Genomic DNA, 23,688 nt, shown 5'->3' on the forward strand with positions numbered 1-23,688 from the left:
TTGATTTTATTAAAGCTACAGGAACCCTTAATGAGTAGAAGCCTTATTATTATTGGCAACGGTATCGGCATGGCGCTAGATCCCGACAAATTTTCTCTTAAGCATGTTATGCCTGATGTTTGGAAAAACGGATGCCTAAATACCTCACAGAAAGAATTGATAGCGGACTGCCTAGAAGGCGTAGAAAAGGACACCGGACCAACAGCCGAAGACCAAATGATGCGCGCACAACTGGCACAGCTTGGCCATGAGTTGATTACAGACGTGGTCGAAAAAGAAAAAAGGGAAAACTGGTTTACCGGACCCGCGCTAACCTACCCAGAAGCTATTTCAATCTACGTATACAATGTCGCACGCCAGCTCGACAAAAACTCAAAAGAATTCCATGATAGCCCCGATTTCAAGGCATTCTTGAACAATATTATTCCGTTTATTAATGAAACTAAGTCACACGTCGCGACACTGAACTATGACACACTATTCTATTCAGCGTTTAATGATGGGCACACAGTTGACGAAACAACTTACAAACTCGGCAAAAAGCTACCATCTGAAACCACGCTAAACGATGGTTATCGAAAGGACGGCTTTTTAGAAAGCAACTTCGACAGACTGTATTCGCACTGGGACTTTGGGTACTGCCTGCACCTCCATGGAAGCCCGCTAATTGTAGATGGAGAAGAACGCGCCAAGAAACTGCAAAGGCACGAAGTTTGCAGTCACATGCCAAAGAGCGCTAAACATGTGATCCTCTCAGATGGAGCACTCAAGCCGCACCTGATTAATCGATCTGATGTGCTCAAGTTATATTGGGATATGTTCAATAAAGCGATTGAGGAGGCAAGCGAGGTCATTGTTATCGGATATGGTGGAGGGGATGATCATATAAATGCAGCACTGGAAAAGTATGACAAACCAATTCGCATCATCGAATGGAGAGACCCAAGCGTTGCTCAGTCTGAGTCTGAAACGTTTTGGAGCGACAAACTCGGCATTAACGACGATGTTCTAGAAGACAAAGCGAAGTTTGAACTCATCCGAAAAGACAATATTTTAGCGTTTTCAGATTGGGAAAAACCTAGCGAAGAAATCCCATTCTAGCAAAATTTCTTAATCTCTATTGGCCCCGCCGATCATCTCAGACTACTTTACCCGAATGTTAAATCCCGGCTTCCACCAAATCCCGCGCGGCATGGTCGCAACTGTTGTTACTCATCTTGAGATGACAGCGCCGCCAGCCATTTCTACAAACCACCATGAATTTGCGTTTCATCGCCACCAACGTGCCGATCTGGACTGGTATCGCGCATTCTTTCGTACCGTCGGTGAAGATTGGCTTTGGTTTTCCCGCCTGCATTTGACCGACGATGCGCTTTCCGCAATTTTGCACGAGCCCGATTACGAAGTCTGGACGCTGCGACTGGCCGGGCAAGACGTCGGGTTACTCGAAATTGATCACCGTGTCGCGGCAGCCTGCGAGCTTGCTTTCTTTGGGCTGACCCCGACAATGGTTGGCAAAGGCGCCGGGCGCGCCATGATGGCACATGCCATTGAGCGGGCGTTCTCGCGTTCGATTGATCGTTTTCATGTGCATACTTGTACGCTTGATAGCCCACAGGCGTTGGGTTTCTATACGAAGGCGGGCTTTACGGCGACAAAACAAGAGATTGAAATCGCGCCTGATCCGCGGCTGACAGGTCACCTGCCCCGATCCGCTGGCGCCCACATCCCGGTGCTCGAATGACTGCTAACGCCATCATTGCTAAGCTTAATCTGCAACCACACCCCGAAGGCGGATATTATCGTCAAACATGGATCGCAGATAACGAAGGCCGCGCCACCGGGACCTGCATCTATTTTCTTCTAAAGGCTGGCGAATCTAGCCACTTGCACAAAGTCGATGCGACCGAGATCTGGCTATATCACGCAGGCGCGCCAATCACACTCTCGCTCGCAGAAACCGAAAACGGCCCTGCCGTTGATCATATTCTTGGACCCGATGTATTGGGTGATCAATCACCGCAAATCATCGTGCCCGCCGATCATTGGCAAGCCGCCCGCACCACGGGCGACTGGACCTTGGTCAGCTGTACTGTTTCGCCGGGGTTCGACTTTGCTGGATTTACGCTTGCCGAGCCCGGTTTCGACATCCCACGTTAGCGATCGCCGAACAGGTCGCCCAGCCCACCCAAAACGGACCCTTCGCCCTTATTACCGCCCGGCCCGGCCGCACGTATGATGCGGTCAGCAAGGCGCGAGAATGGTAAGCTTTGCAAATATACTGTGCCCGGACCGCGAAGCGTCGCGAGGAAGATACCCTCACCCCCGAACACCATCGATTTCAGGTTGCCTGCGCGTTCGATATCGTAGGTGACGCCAGCATCAAATGCCGCGATACAGCCCGTATCGACGCGCAGCACCTCTCCGGCCTGTAATTCACGCTTAATCACCGTGCCACCGACATGGATGAATGCCATGCCGTCACCGCGTAGACGCTGCAGAATAAAGCCTTCACCACCAAAGAACCCTGCCCCAAGACGCTTTTGAAACGCGATATCAGTCGACGTACCAAAAGCCGCACAAAGAAACGCGTCCTTTTGGCAGATCAGCTCGCCGCCGACTTTGGACATATCGACGGGAATGATTTTTCCGGGATACGGCGCGGCAAAGGCCACCCGTTTCTTGCCCTGCCCGTTATTGCTGAAATGGGTCAGGAAGATAGATTCGCCTGTGAGCACACGTTTACCAACGTTCAACAACGCGCCCATCATGCCGCTGCTTGGGGTGGTTCCATCACCCATTTTACTCTCAAAGCCGATACCGTCTTCCATGTAATTCATGGCTCCAGCTTCGGCGATAACGGTTTCTTGCGGGTCAAGTTCGACCTCGACGATCTGCATATCATCGCCAAAAATTTCATAATCTACTTCGTGACACCGCATGCGAATAACTCCTGATGAAAATGGTTAATGACTAAATGGTAATGCCGCTTAAAATTTCAAACAACTGGCGGAAAACCTTACCATTTCCGGCGGTAATACGCTTAACGTGCGCAAAAAAAGGGGGACCGAAGTCCCCCTGTAGTCTCGCTGATCAGGCTCACTGTTTATCTACTGCCCGGTTTATTGCCTGCGGCCTGATCTACGCCAAGGGCGAGCGCACCCGCCCTGGATTTCATACAACGCTGCATTTAATGCGCCGCAAAAACGGCAGTGCATCCATTTGCCGCGTCAGTTTCGATCGCCTCTATTGAGTAGACCGATGATAGTTCGGAAGCCCCAAGAAACGAGACCGCCGTGTTGTTCGAGTATGCGTCGGACAAGGGGCCCGCCGCATCTGTTTCAAAGCTCGCTTCTAATGTCCGGCCACGCATCCGCATGGAGTTGGCCTCGCATCTAAAACCCGCAATTTCGAAAGCAAAATCCATAATCTTGGTTTTCCTTAGCTACACCCAGAGGTGCCGCCACATGTGTTACACTTCATGCATGTGCCATTACGGACCAACGTGTAGTTGCCGCATTCGCCACATGGATCGCCTTCGTAGCCTTGCATCTTGGCCTTATCGCGGGCCGAAATGCTGACAGTTCCGGTGCTGATCGCTGTCTCAGAGGTGGTTGTCTCGGAAACGATGGCTTGCAGCGTGACTTCGGGGTCAGTTCCGTTTGCCCGTGCGGTCGTGCCCGCACCACCCTGCAGCACCACCAAATCTTGCGGCATGCGCTTACGCAGGTAACCCGTTGAGGAAATCTGTTTCAGAACCTCCAATGACCGGGTTGCCGCGTTTTCAGTTGGCGTTTGAATGTTCGAAACACCTTCTTCTTCGCCACGACCGATGTCATCGAACGCTGCGCCTTCGGGTTTGACGTGGGCCAGATCAGTGCGATCCAAATAGGACACAGCCAATTCACGGAAGATATAGTCAAGGATCGAGGTCGCATTTTTGATGCTGTCGTTGCCTTGAACCATGCCTGCTGGCTCGAACTTCGTGAATGTGAACGCATCAACGAATTCCTCAAGCGGCACGCCGTACTGAAGACCAACAGATACCGCGATGGCAAAGTTGTTCATCATCGCGCGGAAGCCTGCGCCCTCTTTGTGCATATCAATAAAGATTTCACCAAGGTTGCCGTCTTCGTATTCGCCCGTGCGCAGGTACACTTTGTGGCCACCAACGATAGCTTTTTGCGTGTAGCCCTTGCGACGCTGAGGCATCTTTTCGCGCTCGCGGTTCCGTATTTCTTTGATGATGATCTTTTCGATCACCTTCCCGGCCAACACTGTCGCCTTTTCCTGCGGTGTTCCGCTTTCAAGTGTCTCGGCCGCGTCATCATCGTCTTCGACCAAGGCTGACGCCAAAGGTTGCGACAGTTTTGAACCATCACGGTACAGCGCGTTTGCTTTCACGCCCAGTGACCAAGAAAGCTCATACGCTTTCTGGCAGTCTTCGATGGTTGCATCGTTCGGCATGTTAATCGTTTTTGAGATCGCGCCAGAGATGAACGACTGTGCTGCGGCCATCATGTGGATGTGGCTGTCAACGCTCAGATAACGCTTACCTTTTTTTCCGCATGGGTTGGCGCAATCAAAGATATGATAGTGCTCTTCCTTGAGGAAAGGCGCACCTTCGAGTGTCATTGTTCCGCAGACATGATCGTTCGCTGCTTCGATGTCTTGCTTGGTATAACCAAGGTGACGTAGCAGATCGAATGTTGGATCGTTCAGCTTTTCGTGCGGAATACCCAGTGTCTTGGTGCAGAAATCATCGCCCAGTGTCCACTGATTGAACACGAAACGAATGTCGAAAGCAGAGGCAAGCGCCGCTTCGACTTTGTCAATTTCTTCCTGACCAAAGCCATGACCGATCAACGATGTATGGTTGATTGCTGGTGCCTGACCGATGGTGCCGTGGCCAACCGCATAGGAAATGATCTCTTCGATCTGCGCGGGGCCATAGCCCAGTTTTTCAAGCGCGGCAGGAACGGATTGGTTGATGATTTTAAAGTAACCACCGCCCGCAAGCTTCTTGAACTTCACCAGTGCAAAGTCAGGCTCAATCCCGGTTGTGTCACAATCCATGACCAGACCAATCGTGCCTGTTGGCGCGATGACAGAAACCTGTGCGTTGCGGTAACCGTGCTGTTCACCCAGTTCCAACGCTTCGTCCCATGCCGAAACGGCCAATTCGATCAGACGCTGATCAGGGCAGTTGGCGTGATCCAATGGCACAGGTTTGACGTCCAACTTATCGTAGCCGGTTGTTTTACCAAGCGCCGCCTGACGGTGGTTTTTGATAACGCGCAGCATGTGTTTTGCGTTTTTCTTGTAGCCCGGGAACGCGCCCAATTCGCCAGCGATTTCAGCCGAAGTTGCATACGAAACGCCGGTCATGATCGCAGTTAGCGCTGCGCCCATCGAACGGCCTTCGTCGCTGTCATAGCCAAAGCCCATGTTCATCAGCAGACCGCCGATGTTCGCGTAACCCAGACCCAGCGTGCGGAAGTCATAAGACCGCTGCGCGATTTCTTTGGATGGGAACTGCGCCATCATCACAGAGATTTCCAAGGTCACAGTCCACAGACGTGTGGCGTGCATGTAATCTTCGACTTGGAATTCGCCATTCTTGTAGAATGTCAGCAGGTTCATCGACGCAAGGTTGCAAGCCGTGTCATCAAGGAACATGTATTCAGAGCATGGATTTGATCCGCGGATCGCACCATCTTCTGGGCATGTGTGCCATGCGTTGACTGTGTCGTGGTATTGGATGCCCGGATCGGCACAAGCCCATGCAGCGTGACCGACTTGTTCCCACAGCTCGCGGGCTTTGATGATCTTTGCGACTTCACCGTTTTTACGGTTAATGAGCTTCCAGTCTGCGTCATCTTCGACAGCTTTCAAAAACGCATCTGTGACGCGGATAGAGTTGTTCGAGTTCTGACCAGAGACAGATGAATAAGCTTCTGAATCCCAGTCTGTGTCGTAAGTTGGGAATTCAATGCTTGTGTGGCCCTGCTTTGCATAGTCCAGCACACGCTTGATGTATGTTTCTGGAATTGCGGACTTTTTCGCCGCGCGAACAGCTGACGCCAAAGATTCGTTTGTCTTAGTGTCGTAAGCGCCCTCTTCTGAGCCATCCCATGCTTTGATCGCAGCGAAGATATCATTCAGATAACGTTCGTGCATCTTGGAACCCGCCACGATGCTCGCGACCTTTTGCTCTTCGATCACTTTCCAGTTGATGAATTCTTCAATATCGGGGTGATCCGCATCAACGATCACCATCTTAGCAGCACGGCGTGTTGTGCCGCCCGATTTGATCGCACCTGCTGCCCGGTCACCAATTTTCAGGAACCCCATCAGGCCAGATGATTTACCGCCGCCTGACAGCGCCTCGCCCGCCCCACGCAAAGACGAGAAATTCGTTCCGGTACCAGAGCCGTATTTGAACAGACGCGCCTCGCGGACCCAAAGGTCCATGATGCCGCCTTCGTTCACCAGATCGTCTTCTACAGACTGGATAAAGCAGGCGTGTGGTTGTGGGTGCTCGTAACTGGATGCTGATTTCGTCAGCTCACCAGTTTGGTAATCCACATAGTAATGACCCTGTGCCGGACCATCGATTCCATAAGCCCAGTGCAGGCCTGTGTTGAACCACTGTGGGCTGTTTGGCGCAGCACGCTGCGTCGCAAGCATGTAACGCATCTCGTCAAAGTAAGTGCGCGCGTCGTCCTCGGATGAGAAATAGCCACCCTTCCAACCCCAATAGGTCCACGCGCCTGCCAAACGGTCAAAAACTTGCTTTGCAGATGTTTCACCACCGAATGTCGCGCCTTTGGCAGGAACAGAACGCCACAGGAATTCAGGAACACCCTTTTCTTTAACTTTCTTTAGTTCAGAAGGAACGCCAGCTTTACGGAAGTATTTCTGCGCGATCACGTCAGATGCAACTTGGCTCCAACCGCCCGGAATTTCACAGTCATCCAGCTTAAAGACCACTGTGCCGTCAGGGTTACGAATCTCGGACGTCGTCGTCTTGAATTCTAGCGATGCGTACGCGTCTTCCCCTGACTTTGTAAAATTACGTTCGATTTTCATCTGTCTGCCCCTGTTTATCGACATTGCTGACGTTGCAGCAAAAAACTTGATCCCAACCGCCTGTGCGATACCTAAAATGTGCTTCCCGTGGGTTCATTTCGGCCGCCCACAACTGATCTGGCCTATGGCCAGAACTGTGTTGGGATAACGTAAATGGCCTAAGGCCTACCTGTTGAACCGCCCCCGGTAACCAGCACTACATATTGTGTATCGCCGATCTGCCCGCACAAACTGACGCATCTAGCCCTAGTGGGTCAACGGATTTTTAACACAAAATACGGATTAAATCGGTTGACGGCTCTAATCTGCCAACGCAGCAAAAACCGAAGTGATTCATCCACTATTTTGTCCACAGAAGGTTAACAGTTATGCACCGTTAGAAAGCCCTTTGGTTCAGCTAACTTAGTCTAAGTTTCAGATAAATCGAATGAAGGTTGTCCACCGTTCGCACCGGGTTTTGTTCATCTTTACGATTAAAAAAAACGCGCGACTAAAACGACACAGCAGCCCGGAGGCTGCTGTCGTCTTATTCACTACTTTTCAGTTGAATGGTCGGGGCGGAGAGATTCGAACTCCCGACCCTCTGTTCCCAAAACAGATGCGCTACCAGGCTGCGCTACGCCCCGACAAGGGCTTCTCTAAACACAGTGAACTGATTTGAAAAGACCTAATTTGAACTCTTTTCGCCGCAAGGCAAAATAGCCTGCAAACCAAAGCTCGGATGCTGTAAAATACTTCCAACTTCGATCCCAAGACGCGAAGATAGCCCACCATTTATCTCGAGAACGAACTGAATTCCGTCCCCACCGGGAATCGGTGTCGTGTCTAAAGGAATCGCATTTTCATGAATCGCGAGAATTTCGCCTGACGGCGAGGCAAATAACATATCTAAGGGAATCAATGTGTTCTGCATCCAAAAGCTGACGCTTTGTGGTTGTTCGTACACGAACAGCATGCCAGACAATGTGGGCAAGTCTTCGACAAACATTAGCCCCTTGGCGCGTTCTGCCGGGTCATCGGCGACATCCACATTAAAATGTGCCTGCCCCCAATCCCCGCTTACCGTCACCTTGTTTACGTCACAAACCGCCCATGCAGACTGCGATGCACATGCCATACAAAAGGCGACGGTCCATATTCTCACTTGGCTGCTATCTCCCAGCCGACGACCTCTATCGCCATGCGGCCACGTTCACCATCAACAAGACGAAGGCCAATTGCTTCTCCCGACTGCAAATCGGACAGCCCTGACCTGCGCAAAACTTCGATGTGAATAAACACGTCATCATTGTTGCCAAATATATTGGCAAACCCAAAGCCTTTTGCCTTGTCGAACCATTTCACACGTGCCGGCTCGATATCGCGTTTTGCGATATCATCAGGAGAAAACTCTGCCATGTCTTTCAAAGGCACAGCTGTCTCAGATTGTGGCGGCGTAATTGTGAGAACTTCAGTCGCCTGCAGTCCCCGCTGGGTATCCTGAACCACGATCTCTATTTGCGATCCATCAACTACCGATCCCTGACCATAGTTACGTAGCACGTTGGCATGTAACAAAATATCAGATCCACCTTGGTCAGCAACGACAAAGCCAAATCCTTTTGCTGGATCGAACCACTTTACTAATCCCGTTACACGCCGTTGGTCATTAGCACCCTGCGTTTCCATTACGTATTCCCCTCAGGCACGACATACATCGCCCCTGTCTTCCTCAATTTATCCTGATCTGCACCATGAAAACAAAACGAATCTTCCCCGCACTTCATAACGATGAAAGCTAAGGATTCAGTCGCGTTATTTCCCACGGCCTATCAGTTGTTTCGCGTGACCACCGAAACCGGTCATGCAATCTAAACGCACCATCTGACCAAAACTCGATCTCCAGAGGTACAATCCGGAAACCACCCCAAAAGGGCGGTCGTCCCGGATCCGCCCCCTTTTGAACCGTTACTTTCGCGACTTCTGCCATCAACGCTGCGCGCGATGACAAAGGCTGCGATTGCCGCGATGCCCAAGCGCCTAACCGGCTCTTAAGAGATCGTGACTTATAATACTCATCTGCGATTGGACCGTCCTCGCGGTCGACCAACCCTCTAACTCTAATCTGTCGCGCGAGCGACTTCCAGTGCAGGACAAATGCAGCCTTACCGGATTCTTCAATCTCTTGTGCTTTTATACTTTCGTAGTTGGTGTAAAACACAAATGCTTCTGGCTCAATCTCCTTGAGTAATACCATCCGCACGTTTGGCAAACCTGTTGCATCTACAGTCGCGAGCGCAATTGCATTGGGATCGGTCGGTTCTATTTCCCTTGCGGTATCAAGCCATTGACGCGCAATGGTAAACGGATCATTGCCCGCGAAAATACCGTCCCTGTCACCCATTAACAAACCTCGTCGTTTCTTTGCGTGACAGGCTTAGGGACAATCGTCCCATGTGGCAACCTTTTTAGACCACCTGTTCAAAAGCTTGATGCGGTCTTTGCAATCGCCTAAACGAGGCTAACGCGAAGTAAACTAAGACGAAGGAACAACAGCGATGACGTCACAGCTGATGCAAGGCAAACGCGGCCTCATTATGGGGCTAGCCAACGACAAATCCATCGCATGGGGGATCGCAAAAGCATGCGCTGACGCCGGTGCAGAACTGGCATTTTCCTACCAAGGCGAAGCGCTAAAAAAGCGTGTTGGCCCGCTCGCAGAATCCGTTGGATCGGACATCGTACTGCCCTGCGATGTGGGTGACGAAACGTCTATTGATGACCTATTTTCAGAGCTTGAAAAGCGCTGGGGTAAACTTGACTTTATCGTACATGCCATTGGATTTTCAGACAAAAATGAACTTCGCGGTCGCTATGTCGACACAAGCCGAAACAACTTTCTGATGTCGATGGACATCTCGGTCTATTCTTTTACAGCCGTTGTGAAACGCGCCGAAAAAATGATGACCGAAGGCGGCTCTTGCCTCACGCTGACTTACTACGGCGCAGAGAAGGTCATGCCGCACTATAACGTGATGGGTGTAGCCAAAGCTGCGCTTGAGGCATCGGTCCGCTATTTAGCCGAAGATTTGGGGAAAGATGACATCCGCGTGAACGCAATTAGCGCCGGAACAATCAAGACTTTGGCTGCCTCTGGGATCGGCGATTTTCGGCTGATCATGAAATGGAACGAATACAATTCGCCACTGCGCCGCACAGTGACCCAGGAAGAGGTCGGAAAATCCGCTCTTTACCTTCTGTCCGACCTAGGCAGCGCCGTCACAGGCGAAGTTCTTCACGTCGATGCAGGATATCACGTGGTCGGTATGAAAGCCGTGGACGCCCCAGACATCTCAAAGGAGTGACAATGACACTGACGGCCTTTGGAACAATTTGGTTTTTGCATCTGCTTGCTGCAATCAGCCCCGGACCAGCGGTCGTCATGTCTGCCCGTACAGGCGTTATCGAAGGAATGCGGACCGGGGCTATGCTCTCGGTCGGCATTGGCGTTGGTGGTGTCATATGGGCATTGTTGGCACTTTGCGGCCTAGAACTGCTTTTTAATTCTGCCCCCTCACTCCTTATCGGGATGAAGTGCCTTGGGGGTTCATATTTGATCTGGATGGCGTGGAAACTTTGGCGTTCGGCGAGCACCCCTCTCGACATGGGGCATCAAAACGCACCACCCCGAAGCAGTTTATCCGCACTTTGGCTCGGTGTTATCACGCAACTTGCGAACCCCAAACCTGCGATTTTGTTCAGTGCTATATTTCTTGGAACCGTGCCGGAAGTGACAAACACGGTTAGCTATATTGCGATTCTATTGGCCGTATTTCTTAATGAAACGATTTGGAATATTTTTGTTGCACGTATCTTTTCGCTTGAAAGGTCGCGCCAAGGCTACATAAGCCTAAAAACTCTCATCGACCGCGCTTTTGGTGCAACTTTGGCACTGCTCGGCGTCAAAATAGCTGCAACCTGACAGCCGCCATAAGGAATATTGCCATGACTGACACCCGCCTTCCTCACGAAAAAGGTTTCCACATTAGCTGGGATCAAATCCATCGCGATAGCCGTGCGCTTGCTTGGCGGCTTGATGGTCAAGGCCCCGATGACGGCGCATGGAAAGCGGTTGTCGCGATCACACGCGGCGGCATGGCACCAGCGATGATCGTCGCCCGTGAATTGGACATCCGCACCGTCGATACGATCAGCGTCAAAAGCTATGATCACCAAGATCGCTCAGAAGCTAAGGTTCTTAAGGCACCCGATGCCGAACTGATGGGTGACGGTACAGGCATTTTGATTGTTGACGACCTTGTCGATAGCGGCAAAACACTTGAGCTCGTACGTCAAATGTACCCGAATGCACAATTCGCGACGGTTTACGCAAAGCCCAAAGGTCGGCCACAAGTTGACACGTTCATTACCGAAGTCAGTCAAGACACATGGATTTTCTTCCCGTGGGATATGGCCTTGCAATACGTCGAACCCTACCGCGGTAAAGACTAAGCTATCTTGTAAGATGACAACGCTTGCCGCACGATAGTCAAAATTATCGTGCGGCAAAGCCGCTCTATTGGATCAAGCCATGACACAACCACGCACCGCGACGACCTTTGCTCCACCAGTGATGGAGGCGCGGCGTTGGTTAGATGGTGTGAACCACCCAGCCGACCGCCCTTTGCTGAATGTCAGTCAGGCCGCCCCCGTTGACCCGCCGCCCGCACCACTGCGCGAAGCAATGGCGCAAATCATCCTGAACGATCCAAACGCGCATCTCTATGGTCCGGTCTTGGGGCTTCCCGAACTGCGGGCAGAAATCGCAGCACGTTGGACGGGTGCATATGGCGGTCTGGTCTCGCCGGACCAAGTTGCAATCACATCGGGCTGCAATCAGGCTTTCGCTGCGGCAATAGCCACGCTTTGCGCCGAAGGGGATGAGGTCATCATTCCCGTTCCCTACTATTTCAACCACCGCATGTGGCTTGATATGTCGGGCGTCAAAACCGTTCCTTTGCTTGCAGGAGCCGCGATGATTCCCGATGTGGACGCAGCCGAGGCTCTTATCACGCCACGGACCCGCGCAATTGCACTTGTGACGCCAAACAACCCATGTGGTGTAGAATACCCCTCAGAAACGCTGCGCGCGTTTATGTCATTAGCACGCAAACATAAAATTGCGCTCATTGTTGATGAAACCTATCGGGACTTCGACAGTCGCGAAGGCGCGCCACACGATCTTTTCACCGATCCCAATTGGGACGATACGCTGATTCAGCTCTATTCGTTCTCTAAGGCATATCGGTTAACGGGACACCGCGTAGGTGCCATTGTGGCCAGCCATGCCCGCCTTGCCGAAGTTGAAAAGTTTCTCGATACGGTCACGATCTGCCCAAATCAGCTGGGGCAACGCGCCGCACTTTGGGGCATGCAAAATCTTGACGCATGGCTTGCTGGTGAACGCCTAGAAATTCTAGACCGCCGCGCTGCCATCATTGATCATTTTCCCAAACTGGGGGCGAAAGGGTGGGAACTGTCGGGATGCGGCGCATATTTTGCCTATTTGCGCCATCCCTACGACATGTCCTCGGCCGATCTGGCCCCGAAACTTGTCCGTGACGCAGGCGTTCTTGTGCTGCCCGGCACGATGTTCATGCCCGGTGATCTACCCGGCGGCGAAGACCAATTGCGGATTGCTTTTGCCAATATCGACCGCGGCGGAATTGAAACCTTGTTCAATCGACTTTCGAACCTGCCCTACTGACCCTTGCACCCATGTGCGCAGGGCCGTATTCATGCTCCACCTATTAGGGCGGAGCGCACGAGACTATGGCAGAAAAAACGAAAAATCGGTACGGCCCATTGGTCATTGTCGGGGTTGTACTTGTGGGTATGGCTGGCTTTGGCTCGAGCGGGTTTTCAAGCAGCATGCGCAGCCTTGGCACAGTTGGCGACAAGGACGTGCCAATTACCGCGTATCAGCGGCAGCTTAATGCACAAATTCAGAACATGTCGCAGCAATTTGGAACCCAGATATCGTTCCAACAGGCGATTGCACTGGGTGTTGACCGTCAGGCGTTGCAAGCCGTCGTTCTAAATCGTACCCTTGATAACGAAGCTAGTGAGCTAGGGTTGTCTGTCGGCGATCAGCGCGTGTTTGATCAGCTCAAATCCATTCCTGCCTTCCAAGGTCCCGGTGGTTTCAACGCTGACAGCTACCGACTTGCACTGCAACAGTCTGGCCAGTCAGAGGCCGCATTTGAATCGACACTGCGCGAAGAAATGTCACGCACATTACTGCAAGGCGCGGTCGTCAGCGGCGTTCCAAGCATGGATGCCTTTGGGCAAACGATGATCGCCTATATTGGCGAACAGCGCAACGCCACGTGGACGACAATTGATGCCGACGCGCTGACTGCGCCGGTTCCCGGCGCGACTGATGCTGATATTCAAGAATATTACGACGCTCACCCCGAAGATTTCACGCTGCCAGAGACACGTGACATCACCTATGTCTGGCTCACACCTGACATGATCCAAGACCAGATGGAGGTCCCAGAAACAGCTGTTGAACAACTGTACCAAGATCGCATCGAAGAATTTATGCAACCAGAGCGCCGTTTGGTTGAACGTCTTGTCTATCTTGATTCGGCCAAAGCCGACGAAGCACGCGCCCGTGTTGATGCTGGTGACGCCAGCTTTGAAGATCTTGTAACGGATCGCGGTTTGACATTGAATGACGTGGATATGGGCGACGTCGACCAAGAAGAACTACGCGCCGCAGGCGAAGCTGTCTTTGCAGCGGAACCTGGTGATGTCGTTGGCCCCTTCAATTCCCCACTTGGGCCCGCATTGTTCCGGATGAACGCAGTTCTCTCAGCCCAAGAAACACCAATCGAAGAAGCGACACCGCAATTGCGCGACGAACTTGCAGCTGATGCAGCACGCGAAGTCATTTCTGGTAACACCGATGGCATTCTCGACTTGATCGCAGGCGGCGCAACGCTTGAGGATTTGGCAGAACGCACCGACCTACAAATTGGCACAATCAATTGGACAGTTGATGTCGCCGAAGGGATCGCCGCCTATGATGATTTCCGTGATGCCGCTGCACGCGTTGAACAAGGTGCCTTTGCAGATGTTATTGACTTGGCAGACGGTGGTATTTTCGCCTTGCGCCTAGATGGTATCACCCCGCCAACCGTCCAACCCCTTGATGAGGTGCGTGAAGCAGCCACTGAAGCGTGGGACGTTCAGGCAGTCCAAGATGCAGTTATCGCGCGTGCGGAAGAATTGGTTGCCGAAATTCAACCCGATACCGGGTTTGATACGCTAGGGCTGCAGGCAACGGTCGAAGAAAACCTAACGCGTACCGATTTCGTCGAAGGCACGCCACCCGCCTTTAACGAGAAGCTGTTTGAAATGGCGGCCGGGGATGTTGTCGTTTTGGATGCAGAAGACCGTGCCGTGATCTTGCGTCTTGACGCAATCACACCGCCAGATACCGAAGACGAACTGACCGCAGCACGGATCGAAGGTATTAGCAGCAATGCAACGCAATCTATCGCGCAGGACCTCTTTGACGCCTATGCGACGGCTTTGCAAAAAGAGACCGACGTGAATATTAATCAGGCCACCGTGAACGCGGTTAACGCCCAGTTCCAGTAGGATAAAATGTCACTTTTACCTGATTATGATAACTTCGCCCGTGGATATGACGCGGGCGAAAACCAAATTGTCTATACGCGTATTGCTGCGGATCTGGATACGCCTGTTTCGTTGATGCTAAAGCTATCAGGCGCTGGGACTAACGCTTTCATGCTAGAAAGTGTAACCGGCGGGGAAATTCGCGGGCGCTACTCGATTATCGGTATGAACCCTGACCTGATCTGGGAATGTCGTGGAACGACGTCACGCGTAAACCGCAACGCCCGTTTCAACGATACTGACTTCAATGAAATGGATGCGGACCCGCTAACCGCGCTGCGTGCGCTGATAGCCGAATCCAATATAGCCTTGCCTGCCGATCTACCTGCCGCATCAGCGGGGCTGTTTGGTTATCTTGGCTATGACATGATCAGGTTGGTTGAACACCTGCCCGACGTGAACCCCGATCCACTGGGGCTTCCTGATGCGATGATGTTACGCCCATCCGTCGTTGCAGTTCTGGATGGGGTAAAGGGTGATGTCATCCTTGTCGCGCCTGCCTATGTGAATTCAGGACTAAACGCACGCGCTGCTTACGCCCAAGCCGCTGAACGCGTGATGGACGCGCAACGCGCACTTGAACGCCCTACGCCAGGTGATGGCCATGCGCTGGCAGACCCTGCCCCGGTAAGTCCACCGGTATCGAACTTTACCCACAGCGGGTATTTGGACGCTGTTGAAACAGCTAAGGAATACATCCGCGCCGGGGACATTTTTCAGGTCGTGCCATCACAACGATGGACCCAAGAATTCCGCGAACCGCCTTTTGCGCTGTATCGCAGTCTGCGCCGGACCAATCCTTCACCGTTCATGTTTTTCTTTAACTTTGGTGGCTTCCAAGTGATTGGAGCCAGCCCTGAAATCCTTGTTCGCGTCTTTGGCAAAGAGGTTACGATTCGCCCAATCGCAGGTACCCGCCCCCGTGGTGCGACCCCTGCCGAAGACAAAGCGAACGAAGCCGATCTTCTTGCCGATGAAAAGGAACTGGCTGAACATCTCATGCTGCTTGATCTGGGCCGCAATGACACGGGTAAGGTCAGTAAAGTTGGAACCGTGCGCCCGACCGAAGAATTCATTATCGAACGCTATAGCCATGTGATGCATATCGTTTCAAACGTCGTTGGCGAATTGGCCGATGATCAAGATGCGCTATCTGCATTCTTTGCTGGCATGCCTGCAGGAACAGTATCCGGCGCCCCCAAAGTCCGCGCGATGGAAATCATCGACGAATTAGAACCCGAGAAACGCGGCGTCTATGGCGGTGGCTGTGGCTATTTCAGCGCAAACGGTGACATGGACATGTGTATTTCCCTGCGTACTGCGGTGTTGCAAAATGAAAAGCTATACATCCAAGCTGGCGGTGGTGTGGTCTTTGATAGCGACCCAGAGGCAGAGTATCAGGAAACTGTGCATAAATCGAACGCCATCCGTAAAGCAGCGGCTGACGCGACGATGTTCAAAACAGGTGGCAACTAGCCCGCGCAGCGTAAGGTGGATTTAAATCCACCCTACGTTTTTTAATTTATGCCAAGCAAAACCGCAGATACTGGCGCAAGCAGCATTTGATCTTGGTCTACAGAAAGCGCCCAGTTGGTCAGCGCCGATATTGTATTTGTTTGGGCGTGCCCTAACAGAACCGCATTGCCAGTTTGGCGCGCGCGAAGCGCTGATTGGTCCAGTGACCTTTCAATTATTGACGGGTCATCAACCCCGTTATCGATGTCGCGCAAGACAGTCGCGGTTGGAATTCCCGCCTGTTCTGCTGCACGTTGCGCGCTTCCTAGACCGCGCTGCACGGTAACCAACCCACGGCCATCCGCAGCAAGAACCCGCATAACTTGTTCGGTTACAGCCCGGTTATTTTGCAAAACGCCTGTACCGTCTGCAAATAAAATCGCCGTTTCCGGTAAAATCCCAAACGCAGCCTCAAATGCGACTTCGACATCAGTAGGAACGGCGCCTTCAGGCAAAGAGGTCTGCATCGCGGTCTCGACGCCTGCAGCACGATAAGCGCGCATATTTTCGGCTGCATTTGGATCAAGCGCATGAAGCACAACAGTGACAGGCAATGGCAAAGCTGCCACTTCTGCGGCCATCACGCCATTTGAACCGTCGTCAACGAGCAAGATTGAAATAAGCGGCAATCCATTCGGGTTTTCAAATGCTGTCGCATAACGTTCCAGCGCGGGTAAAACAGTGGCCTCGCCTTCTTCGACCGATATTTCGATTTCAGGTTCCGGCGTTTCGGCAGGTTCCGCACCGGGGCGGTTCACTTTGACACGGTTAACTGGGGTCGTGACGCCTGTAGCCTCTTCCGGGGCATCGACAACGGATTCTGCGTCGGGCTCCGGCTCTACGATGACAGGTGCTTGCACCGGTGGTGTTAACTCGGCCTCCGCTGACGGTGTTTCGTCAGGTACGGGAAGTACGGTGATCTCTGGCAACTCCGTGACTTCTGGTACGGTTGCCAACTCTGGCACTGGGGTAACAATGGCTTCGGGCAACGGCTCAACCACGGCTTCAGGTGTCGGCGCCACAAATAACGACACGTCTTCGTCGACACGAACCTGTTCGCCGGGGTCCACAATAACTTTGGGCGGGGGGGGCACCAATGCGTCTTCGGCAATGCCCGCAACAGTTGGTGCATCGAGTTCGCTGGGCTCAGACGCCGGTTGCACGGGTTGGGTTGCAATCACAGCACTTTCATCAACAATCGGCATTTGAGGCGGATCAACTAATGTTGGCGCAAGAACAGGTTCCTCTAAAGCTGTAACAATCGTCGCCTCACCCACATCAGCCGGCACGCTGAGTTCGGTTTCCAACTGCAATGTCTGCGGTGGCGCTGCAGGTTCTGTATCTGTCGTTGGTTCCGCGACTTCGGCTTCCGGCGCGGACACACGTGGCGCGGTGACAGCGAATTCACGGTCGACCTCGGGCGGTGTCGCCCCCGTATCTAAATTGATATCGGATCCCTGGGCCGCTTGAGGCGCTGCAACTAATGGCATCTGTGGCGGCTCGTTTCCTGCGGGTTGCTCGCTCACCAATGATGCGACACCTAAGCCCGCCCCCCCAAGCACGAGCGCCCATACACTTCCTGAAACACTGCCCCGCATATAATATCACCCTTCAAGTCGCATGTAATCACGTCGTTCGACCTTGACGCTGCCCCGCGTCCCGGCCCATGTATGGCCGTGATTATACCGTCAGCCACGGGGGGGACGGTAGCCCTAATTCGACCTGCACGGGATTTTGTCATGCTTTTGCTGATAGATAACTACGATAGCTTCACCTACAACCTTGTTCATTACTTGGGCGAACTGGGCGCTGATGTCGTTGTCCGCCGCAACGACGCGCTTAATGTTCAAGAAGCCATGGCGTTGCGCCCCGATGCGATCATGTTATCGCCGGGTCCGTGTGACCCTGCGCAAGCTGGTATTTGCTTGTCGCTCGTCCATGCTGCGGCTGAGACAAAAATGCCATTAATGGGCGTCTGTTTGGGCCACCAAGCGATTGGCGAGGCCTTTGGCGGCAATGTTGTCCGCTGTCACGAGATCGTCCATGGCAAAATGGGGGCCATGAAACATACCGGTAAAGGCCTGTTTGCTGAGTTGCCTAGCCCGTTTGATGCAACCCGTTATCATTCTCTTATCGTTGAACGCGAAACCCTGCCCGATAGTCTTGAAATCACAGCAGAACTTGATGACGGTACGATCATGGGCCTGCAGCATAAAACGCTGCCAATCCACGGCGTCCAGTTCCACCCTGAAAGCATCAAATCCGAGCACGGGCACAAGTTGTTGAACAACTTCCTTGAAATGGCAAAGGTTTCAGCATGACCGACGCGATGAAGCCACTGATCTATGCCGCATCCGAAGGTCCGCTTTCGCGTGCCCAAGCTGAGGAGGCCTTTGGATATCTGTTCGAAGGTGCGGCAACACCAGCCCAAATCGCGGGATTCCTGATGGCGCTGCGAACGCGTGGTGAATCCGTTGCTGAATATGCTGCCGCTGCTGCCGTCATGCGCGCGCATTGCGTACCGGTAAAAGCCCCCGAAGGCGCGATGGATATCGTTGGCACGGGAGGCGACGGTAAACACACGCTGAACATTTCAACCGCGACTGCGTTTGTTGTGGCGGGCGCCGGGGTGCCCGTTGCGAAACATGGTAACCGCAACCTATCGTCTAAATCCGGCACTGCAGATGTGCAAAGTGCGCTTGGGATCAACGTGATGGTTGGTCCTGAGGTGGTTGAGCGTGCAATTGCCGAGGCTGGCATCGGCTTTATGATGGCGCCCATGCACCACCCAGCCATGAAACATGTTGGTCCAGTTCGCATAGAATTGGGGTGTAAAACGATCTTTAACATCTTGGGGCCGCTTACTAATCCGGCTAGCGTGAAACGTCAGTTAACAGGCGCGTTTGCGATCGACTTGATCCACCCAATGGCGGAAACGCTGCAACAGCTTGGCACTGAAAAAGCGTGGCTTGTGCACGGTAGCGACGGCACTGACGAGATCACGATCTGTGGCACGACCGCTGTAGCCGCTCTTGAGAATGGCAAAATCACATCGCGTGAAATCCACCCCGAGGATGCGGGCCTACCCGTCCACAATTTCCGCGACCTTATCGGTGGGACGCCTGAAGAGAACGCCGATGCGATGCGCGCATTGCTAGATGGCTCAACGGGTGCCTACCGTGATGCCGTGCTGTTTAATGCCGCCGCCGCGCTTGTCGTCGCGGATAAGGCCGCCACCCTGCCCGAAGGCGTCGAAATTGCCCGCGAAAGCATTGATGCCGGTAAAGCAAAGCACGCCGTTGAAACGCTCGCGCGGATCACATCGTCCTGATGTTTGATCTTGGTCGCCTGGGCAGTTGGGCCGATTTACCGTTTTTTAGTGACGACCTTCCCGCTCTGACAGCCAAGCTTGACGCCGATGTACTTCCGCCACCGGCGCTGACATTTGCAGCGTTAGAGCGTTGCCAACCAGATCAGACCCGCGTCGTGATTATTGGCCAAGACCCCTACCACACGCCCGGCAAAGCTGACGGACTGGCCTTTTCAATTCCCGATAACTTTGGCGGGCGGCTTGATAGTCTTGGCAATATTTTCAAAGAGATAGACAGCGATCTGGATCAAAAACGCACTAAGACTGGGCTACAGGACTGGGCGGATCAAGGCGTCTTGCTACTGAACACAGCGTTAACCGTGCCCCCCGGAAAACCAAAGGCGCATGCCAAGCTTGGCTGGTCGGAATTGGTCGTCGAAGTGATCAAGCGGCTGGATGATGCGCCGCGCGCGTTCATCCTATGGGGTGGCCCGGCACAGGCCTATAGCAAACACATCAGCGAACAGCATCTGGTACTAAAATCAGCGCACCCTTCCCCATTGTCCTGCCATCGTGGTTTTTTCGGCTCGCGCCCATTTTCAAAGACCAACCAGTGGCTTATTGATCAAGGGCAAGAGCCAATAAACTGGGCGGACCCATGAGCGACATTCTCGAAAAAATCAAAACTTATAAATTGGAACATGTTGCGGCATGCAAAGCCGCTGTTCCATTGTCCGAGATAGAAGCGCGCGCCAAAGATGCGCCCCCCACCCGCGGGTTTGCGGATCGCCTGCAAGAAGCGGCCCGCGAAGGATATGGGCTTATTGCTGAAATCAAAAAGGCCAGCCCGTCCAAAGGCCTGATCCGCCCCGATTTCAACCCACCTGAACTTGCCAAAGCATACGAGGCCGGCGGTGCGACATGTCTGTCCGTACTGACTGATGGCCCATCATTCCAAGGCGATGATAGTTACCTGACCGCTGCACGCAGCGCCGTCGATCTGCCCGCCCTGCGCAAAGATTTCATGTACGACACCTATCAAGTCGCAGAAGCCCGCGCATTGCACGCCGACTGCATCCTAATCATCTTGGCTTCGGTCAGCGACACCCAAGCCCAAGAGCTAGAGGATGCCGCGTATGAGTGGGGCATGGATGTCCTGCTTGAGGTCCACGATGCCGAAGAACTGGAGCGCGCAAGCCTGTTGAAATCCCCTCTGATGGGTATCAACAACCGTAATCTCAAGACATTTGAAACGACGTTAGACACGACGCGCACTCTGTCAAAGCTCGTGCCTGCAGATCGCACAATCGTCTGCGAAAGCGGTCTGAATACCTCTGAAGAACTCGCCGACATGGCCCGCTACGGCGCGCGCACCTTCCTGATCGGCGAAAGCCTGATGCGTCAGGATGACGTTGCAACTGCGACACGCACCTTGCTTGCCAACCCAGCGACCGGAGGCATGTGATGTCAAGCCTCAGCCATTTTGATGCCGACGGCAAAGCTCATATGGTCGATGTATCGGACAAACCTGTCACCGCACGTATCGCGGTCGCTGAAGGTTTCGTTAAAATGGCGTCTGAGACACTCGCCCTTATTGTCGAAGGGCGCGCAGACAAAGGCGATGTTCTGGGGATCGCCCGGATAGCTGGGATTATGGGCGCAAAAAAAACAGCCGACCTGATCCCCCTTTGTCACCCGCTCCCCATCACCAAGGTCGCCATTGAAATGACCCCGGACGAAGCGCTCCCCGGTATCCGAATCAGCGCCACCGTCAAAACCGGCGGCCAAACCGGTGTTGAGATGGAAGCCCTAACAGCCGTCAGCACCACAGCTTTGACCGTTTATGATATGGTCAAAGCTGTGCAAAAAGACATCGAAATCGGCGGGATACGGGTCACGCTCAAAGATGGTGGAAAATCTGGACGGCTTGAAAACCCATGAACCGATTGGGCCGTTCTCTCGAACTTTTCTTTGTGGACGGTCGGGCTGATGGGATGCTGACCGCCGAAGTCTTCGGCTGGACAGGACACGTACTGCGCGCGCCTCGTACACAGATCAAAGACGCTTTGATGCGTCCCGAAGCTGGGTTCACAGGTGTCTACGTGCTGCTCGGTGAAACCAAAGATGGCCCGCTTGCCTACATTGGTGAAGCCGAGGACATGCGTGTGCGTCTACGCGATCATGTATCAAACAAGGGTTGGTGGGACGACGCGATCTTAATTAGTTCAGCTGCAAATAATCTGCACAAGGCGCACATCAAATATCTTGAATCACGGCTGGTAGAAATCGCACGTGATGTTGCGCATACAACGTTAGAAAACGGTAACACGCCGCCACGCAGCAGCTTAAATGAAGCCGCCCAAGCCAATATGGAAAGCTTTATCGATACCCTGATGATGGTGTTGCCAGCTATAAGGGTGGACCTATTTCTACAGAAAAAAGTCACTGCGGTACTACAAGAGCAACCGGACACATCAAAAGCTTCGGACGTTGGGGAGAGCTGGCCCCCATTGATGCCGGCCTTCCAGCTAACAACCCGTAGTGGCGAAATCCTTGCATACGCAAAGCTTCAAGGCGGCGAGTTCATTGTTCAACATGGTTCTAAAGCACGGATTACAGTCGGTAAATCATCCACAGACGGTGTAACACGTAAGCGTCAGCAACTGCTAAATGCCCACACTATAATAGAAAACGATGGCTGGTTAGAATTTGTCGACAACTACTCGTTTCAATCACCTTCAGGGGCTGCCGACTTCATTAATGGATATAGCACTAACGGTCGAATATCTTGGAAGGAAGTCAAAACGGGAAAGACATTCGCTGAATGGGAACAGGCATCTATTGATTCAGGAATGAACTTGATATGATCCCAGTCAACGAAGCACTTAATCACTTATTCGCCCTTGTTTCGCCTTTACCATCCGAAACCGTGCCACTGACGCAAGCCTTTGGACGTGTCTTGGTGCAAGATGTTTCCGCACGTCGTGATCAGCCCCCTTTTGCTGCATCTGCGATGGATGGTTACGCGGTTGCAGGGGTGGATGTTGCCCCCGGCGTAACGTTCGATGTCATCGGAGAGGCCGCAGCAGGCCACGCATTCACTGGCGCCATTGAATCTGGTCAGGCGGCCCGGATTTTCACGGGGGCCCCAATGCCCGCCGGGACTGATTGGGTTGTGATCCAAGAAGACGTTGACAGGGTCGACGACACCATCACGCTGCGCGACACATTGGAAACGAAGTCCTATGTGCGCCCCGCTGGTGCGGATTTTAAGAATGGTGACCAGATTAGGGCACCGCGTGTCTTGTCTGCTTCGGATGTTGCGCTTCTTGCTGCGATGAATATTGCGCAGGTTCCTGTGGCCCGCCGCCCTGTTGTTGCGATTATTGCGACTGGGGATGAACTGGTGCAGCCCGGTGAAGCACCGGGTCCTGACCAGATTATTGCGTCGAACAGTTATGGTTTGGCGGCCCTTGTCGAAGGCGCAGGTGGCCATGCCCGTATGCTGCCAATCGCACGCGATAATGTTCCAGCGCTTGAATTAGCTTTTGATTTGGCAGCGGATGCAGATCTGATTGTCACCATTGGTGGTGCGTCTGTTGGCGATCATGATTTGGTCGGACAAGTTGCTGAAGCCAAAGGAATGGAGCGATCCTTTTACAAAATCGCGATGCGTCCGGGCAAGCCACTAATGGCGGGCCCTATGGGCAGTGCTGTTATGCTTGGCTTGCCGGGCAACCCCGTTTCTGCCTTGGTTTGCGGGCACATATTTTTGTTGCCGGTTATCCGCCAAATGCTTGGCCAAGGGACAGCAGCTGCGCCGCGCGAAACCGCCCCCCTTGCCCATGACATTGGCCCAAACGGAATCAGAGAACACTATACCCGCGCCCATATTGACCATAACGGCGTGACCATCTTTGACCGTCAGGACAGTGCGCTGTTAACAGTCCTCGCAAATGCAAATTGCCTTGCTGTTCGCCCAGCTGCTGACCCGGCTCGCAGCGCAGGCGACGAAATCGACATCATCCGTCTCTGACTTGGCGACTTTACCTCACCAAAGCAAGAGTTGACACAAAACAGGA

At 53.0% G+C, this 23,688-nt stretch carries 23 protein-coding genes and 1 tRNA gene; 16 read left to right on the plus strand and 8 right to left on the minus strand.

Annotated elements, in window-relative coordinates:
- Positions 1–30 precede the first annotated feature (30 nt).
- The 3 genes from CYQ09_RS05790 to CYQ09_RS05800 are packed head-to-tail and all read left to right on the plus strand — an operon-like array spanning position 31 to position 2,160.
- Positions 31–1,101 (plus strand): hypothetical protein, encoded by a 1,071-nt coding sequence (locus CYQ09_RS05790; RefSeq protein WP_106744420.1) that lies wholly within the window; start codon positions 31–33, stop codon positions 1,099–1,101.
- 55 nt (positions 1,102–1,156) lie between these two features.
- On the plus strand, positions 1,157–1,744 hold the full coding sequence (locus CYQ09_RS05795; RefSeq protein WP_106744421.1) for a GNAT family N-acetyltransferase: 588 nt from the start codon (positions 1,157–1,159) through the stop codon (positions 1,742–1,744).
- Positions 1,741–2,160, plus strand: a complete 420-nt coding sequence (locus CYQ09_RS05800; protein WP_106744422.1) for a cupin domain-containing protein — start codon at positions 1,741–1,743, stop codon at positions 2,158–2,160. Before CYQ09_RS05795 ends, CYQ09_RS05800 begins: the two co-directional genes overlap by 4 nt.
- On the opposite strand, the gene CYQ09_RS05805 is transcribed toward CYQ09_RS05800, so the two are convergent.
- From CYQ09_RS05805 to pdxH, 7 genes are all read right to left on the minus strand, one after another.
- On the minus strand, positions 2,157–2,942 hold the full coding sequence (locus CYQ09_RS05805; RefSeq protein ID WP_106744423.1) for a TIGR00266 family protein: 786 nt from the start codon (positions 2,940–2,942) through the stop codon (positions 2,157–2,159). The two genes, CYQ09_RS05800 and CYQ09_RS05805, sit on opposite strands and share 4 nt — an antisense overlap.
- 248 nt (positions 2,943–3,190) lie before the next feature.
- Positions 3,191–3,427 carry a hypothetical protein gene (locus tag CYQ09_RS05810; protein WP_162617574.1) on the minus strand — a complete coding sequence of 79 codons (237 nt, stop codon included), beginning with the start codon at positions 3,425–3,427 and terminating at the stop codon, positions 3,191–3,193.
- Positions 3,428–3,441: 14 nt separating this feature from the next.
- Complete coding sequence (locus tag CYQ09_RS05815) at positions 3,442–7,092, minus strand: vitamin B12-dependent ribonucleotide reductase (protein ID WP_106744425.1); 3,651 nt, start codon at positions 7,090–7,092, stop codon at positions 3,442–3,444.
- A gap of 549 nt (positions 7,093–7,641) precedes the next feature.
- Positions 7,642–7,718, minus strand: a tRNA-Pro gene (locus tag CYQ09_RS05820).
- A gap of 41 nt (positions 7,719–7,759) precedes the next feature.
- The gene (locus tag CYQ09_RS05825) at positions 7,760–8,122 is read right to left on the minus strand and encodes a DUF192 domain-containing protein (RefSeq protein ID WP_343229854.1); all 363 of its coding nucleotides are present in this window, start codon (positions 8,120–8,122) and stop codon (positions 7,760–7,762) included.
- Between the two features lie 110 nt (positions 8,123–8,232).
- A complete protein-coding gene (locus tag CYQ09_RS05830) occupies positions 8,233–8,760 on the minus strand; it encodes a cold-shock protein (RefSeq protein WP_106744427.1) in 528 nt (175 codons plus the stop codon).
- Between the two features lie 109 nt (positions 8,761–8,869).
- Positions 8,870–9,475: a pyridoxamine 5'-phosphate oxidase gene (gene pdxH, locus CYQ09_RS05835; protein ID WP_106744428.1), complete on the minus strand. Its 606-nt coding sequence runs from the start codon at positions 9,473–9,475 to the stop codon at positions 8,870–8,872.
- Positions 9,476–9,629: 154 nt separating this feature from the next.
- Here pdxH and fabI point away from each other — a divergent pair, with 154 nt between their 5' ends.
- The 6 genes from fabI (at position 9,630) to trpE (ending at position 16,257) form a co-directional block, all read left to right on the plus strand.
- A complete protein-coding gene (gene fabI, locus CYQ09_RS05840) occupies positions 9,630–10,436 on the plus strand; it encodes an enoyl-ACP reductase FabI (RefSeq protein ID WP_106744429.1) in 807 nt (268 codons plus the stop codon).
- A gap of 2 nt (positions 10,437–10,438) precedes the next feature.
- Entirely contained in the window at positions 10,439–11,053 is a 615-nt protein-coding gene (locus tag CYQ09_RS05845) for a LysE family translocator (protein ID WP_106744430.1), read from the plus strand.
- 23 nt (positions 11,054–11,076) lie between these two features.
- A complete protein-coding gene (gene gpt, locus CYQ09_RS05850) occupies positions 11,077–11,583 on the plus strand; it encodes a xanthine phosphoribosyltransferase (RefSeq protein WP_106355632.1) in 507 nt (168 codons plus the stop codon).
- A gap of 79 nt (positions 11,584–11,662) precedes the next feature.
- Positions 11,663–12,838, plus strand: a complete 1,176-nt coding sequence (locus CYQ09_RS05855; protein WP_106744431.1) for an aminotransferase — start codon at positions 11,663–11,665, stop codon at positions 12,836–12,838.
- Positions 12,839–12,903: 65 nt separating this feature from the next.
- Positions 12,904–14,742: a peptidyl-prolyl cis-trans isomerase gene (locus tag CYQ09_RS05860; RefSeq protein ID WP_106744432.1), complete on the plus strand. Its 1,839-nt coding sequence runs from the start codon at positions 12,904–12,906 to the stop codon at positions 14,740–14,742.
- Positions 14,743–14,748: 6 nt separating this feature from the next.
- Positions 14,749–16,257, plus strand: coding sequence for an anthranilate synthase component I (trpE, locus tag CYQ09_RS05865; RefSeq protein WP_106744433.1), 1,509 nt, complete (start codon positions 14,749–14,751; stop codon positions 16,255–16,257).
- Positions 16,258–16,298: 41 nt separating this feature from the next.
- On the opposite strand, the gene CYQ09_RS05870 is transcribed toward trpE, so the two are convergent.
- Positions 16,299–17,786 (minus strand): divergent polysaccharide deacetylase family protein, encoded by a 1,488-nt coding sequence (locus CYQ09_RS05870; RefSeq protein WP_162617575.1) that lies wholly within the window; start codon positions 17,784–17,786, stop codon positions 16,299–16,301.
- A gap of 249 nt (positions 17,787–18,035) precedes the next feature.
- On the opposite strand from CYQ09_RS05870, the gene CYQ09_RS05875 reads away from it, so the two are divergent.
- Genes CYQ09_RS05875 through CYQ09_RS05905 form a run of 7 tightly spaced genes read left to right on the plus strand, consistent with a single transcriptional unit; the run spans position 18,036 to position 23,642 of the window.
- The gene (locus CYQ09_RS05875) at positions 18,036–18,617 is read left to right on the plus strand and encodes an anthranilate synthase component II (RefSeq protein ID WP_106744435.1); all 582 of its coding nucleotides are present in this window, start codon (positions 18,036–18,038) and stop codon (positions 18,615–18,617) included.
- Positions 18,614–19,627, plus strand: a complete 1,014-nt coding sequence (trpD, locus tag CYQ09_RS05880) for an anthranilate phosphoribosyltransferase (RefSeq protein WP_106744436.1) — start codon at positions 18,614–18,616, stop codon at positions 19,625–19,627. Before CYQ09_RS05875 ends, trpD begins: the two co-directional genes overlap by 4 nt.
- The gene (locus CYQ09_RS05885; RefSeq protein WP_106744437.1) at positions 19,627–20,268 is read left to right on the plus strand and encodes a uracil-DNA glycosylase; all 642 of its coding nucleotides are present in this window, start codon (positions 19,627–19,629) and stop codon (positions 20,266–20,268) included. Before trpD ends, CYQ09_RS05885 begins: the two co-directional genes overlap by 1 nt.
- A complete protein-coding gene (gene trpC / locus CYQ09_RS05890; RefSeq protein ID WP_106744438.1) occupies positions 20,265–21,071 on the plus strand; it encodes an indole-3-glycerol phosphate synthase TrpC in 807 nt (268 codons plus the stop codon). Before CYQ09_RS05885 ends, trpC begins: the two co-directional genes overlap by 4 nt.
- Complete coding sequence (gene moaC / locus CYQ09_RS05895) at positions 21,071–21,547, plus strand: cyclic pyranopterin monophosphate synthase MoaC (protein WP_106744439.1); 477 nt, start codon at positions 21,071–21,073, stop codon at positions 21,545–21,547. The genes trpC and moaC overlap by 1 nt, the downstream gene beginning before the upstream one ends.
- A complete protein-coding gene (locus tag CYQ09_RS05900; RefSeq protein ID WP_106744440.1) occupies positions 21,544–22,473 on the plus strand; it encodes a GIY-YIG nuclease family protein in 930 nt (309 codons plus the stop codon). The genes moaC and CYQ09_RS05900 overlap by 4 nt, the downstream gene beginning before the upstream one ends.
- Positions 22,470–23,642: a molybdopterin molybdotransferase MoeA gene (locus CYQ09_RS05905; RefSeq protein ID WP_106744441.1), complete on the plus strand. Its 1,173-nt coding sequence runs from the start codon at positions 22,470–22,472 to the stop codon at positions 23,640–23,642. The genes CYQ09_RS05900 and CYQ09_RS05905 overlap by 4 nt, the downstream gene beginning before the upstream one ends.
- Positions 23,643–23,688: the final 46 nt, after the last annotated feature.

The sequence above is a fragment of the Yoonia maritima genome (genome assembly GCF_002933395.1).
In the GTDB taxonomy this organism is placed as follows: Bacteria; Pseudomonadota; Alphaproteobacteria; order Rhodobacterales; family Rhodobacteraceae; genus Yoonia; species Yoonia maritima_A.

Excerpts from the sequence above, each read along its gene's own strand:
- fabI (WP_106744429.1), top strand. The coding sequence starts at position 9,630 with ATGACGTCACAGCTGATGCAAGGCAAACGCGGCCTCATTATGGGGCTA.
- CYQ09_RS05830 (WP_106744427.1), bottom strand. The coding sequence starts at position 8,760 with ATGGAAACGCAGGGTGCTAATGACCAACGGCGTGTAACGGGATTAGTA.
- CYQ09_RS05875 (WP_106744435.1), top strand. The coding sequence starts at position 18,036 with ATGCTTTTGCTGATAGATAACTACGATAGCTTCACCTACAACCTTGTT.
- CYQ09_RS05815 (WP_106744425.1), bottom strand. The coding sequence starts at position 7,092 with ATGAAAATCGAACGTAATTTTACAAAGTCAGGGGAAGACGCGTACGCA.
- CYQ09_RS05800 (WP_106744422.1), top strand. The coding sequence starts at position 1,741 with ATGACTGCTAACGCCATCATTGCTAAGCTTAATCTGCAACCACACCCC.
- gpt (WP_106355632.1), top strand. The coding sequence starts at position 11,077 with ATGACTGACACCCGCCTTCCTCACGAAAAAGGTTTCCACATTAGCTGG.
- CYQ09_RS05795 (WP_106744421.1), top strand. The coding sequence starts at position 1,157 with ATGTTAAATCCCGGCTTCCACCAAATCCCGCGCGGCATGGTCGCAACT.
- CYQ09_RS05845 (WP_106744430.1), top strand. The coding sequence starts at position 10,439 with ATGACACTGACGGCCTTTGGAACAATTTGGTTTTTGCATCTGCTTGCT.
- CYQ09_RS05810 (WP_162617574.1), bottom strand. The coding sequence starts at position 3,427 with ATGGATTTTGCTTTCGAAATTGCGGGTTTTAGATGCGAGGCCAACTCC.
- CYQ09_RS05905 (WP_106744441.1), top strand. The coding sequence starts at position 22,470 with ATGATCCCAGTCAACGAAGCACTTAATCACTTATTCGCCCTTGTTTCG.
- CYQ09_RS05870 (WP_162617575.1), bottom strand. The coding sequence starts at position 17,786 with ATGCCATTAGTTGCAGCGCCTCAAGCGGCCCAGGGATCCGATATCAAT.
- CYQ09_RS05885 (WP_106744437.1), top strand. The coding sequence starts at position 19,627 with ATGTTTGATCTTGGTCGCCTGGGCAGTTGGGCCGATTTACCGTTTTTT.
- CYQ09_RS05855 (WP_106744431.1), top strand. The coding sequence starts at position 11,663 with ATGACACAACCACGCACCGCGACGACCTTTGCTCCACCAGTGATGGAG.
- CYQ09_RS05790 (WP_106744420.1), top strand. The coding sequence starts at position 31 with ATGAGTAGAAGCCTTATTATTATTGGCAACGGTATCGGCATGGCGCTA.
- CYQ09_RS05805 (WP_106744423.1), bottom strand. The coding sequence starts at position 2,942 with ATGCGGTGTCACGAAGTAGATTATGAAATTTTTGGCGATGATATGCAG.
- trpD (WP_106744436.1), top strand. The coding sequence starts at position 18,614 with ATGACCGACGCGATGAAGCCACTGATCTATGCCGCATCCGAAGGTCCG.
- pdxH (WP_106744428.1), bottom strand. The coding sequence starts at position 9,475 with ATGGGTGACAGGGACGGTATTTTCGCGGGCAATGATCCGTTTACCATT.
- CYQ09_RS05900 (WP_106744440.1), top strand. The coding sequence starts at position 21,544 with ATGAACCGATTGGGCCGTTCTCTCGAACTTTTCTTTGTGGACGGTCGG.
- trpE (WP_106744433.1), top strand. The coding sequence starts at position 14,749 with ATGTCACTTTTACCTGATTATGATAACTTCGCCCGTGGATATGACGCG.
- trpC (WP_106744438.1), top strand. The coding sequence starts at position 20,265 with ATGAGCGACATTCTCGAAAAAATCAAAACTTATAAATTGGAACATGTT.
- moaC (WP_106744439.1), top strand. The coding sequence starts at position 21,071 with ATGTCAAGCCTCAGCCATTTTGATGCCGACGGCAAAGCTCATATGGTC.
- CYQ09_RS05860 (WP_106744432.1), top strand. The coding sequence starts at position 12,904 with ATGGCAGAAAAAACGAAAAATCGGTACGGCCCATTGGTCATTGTCGGG.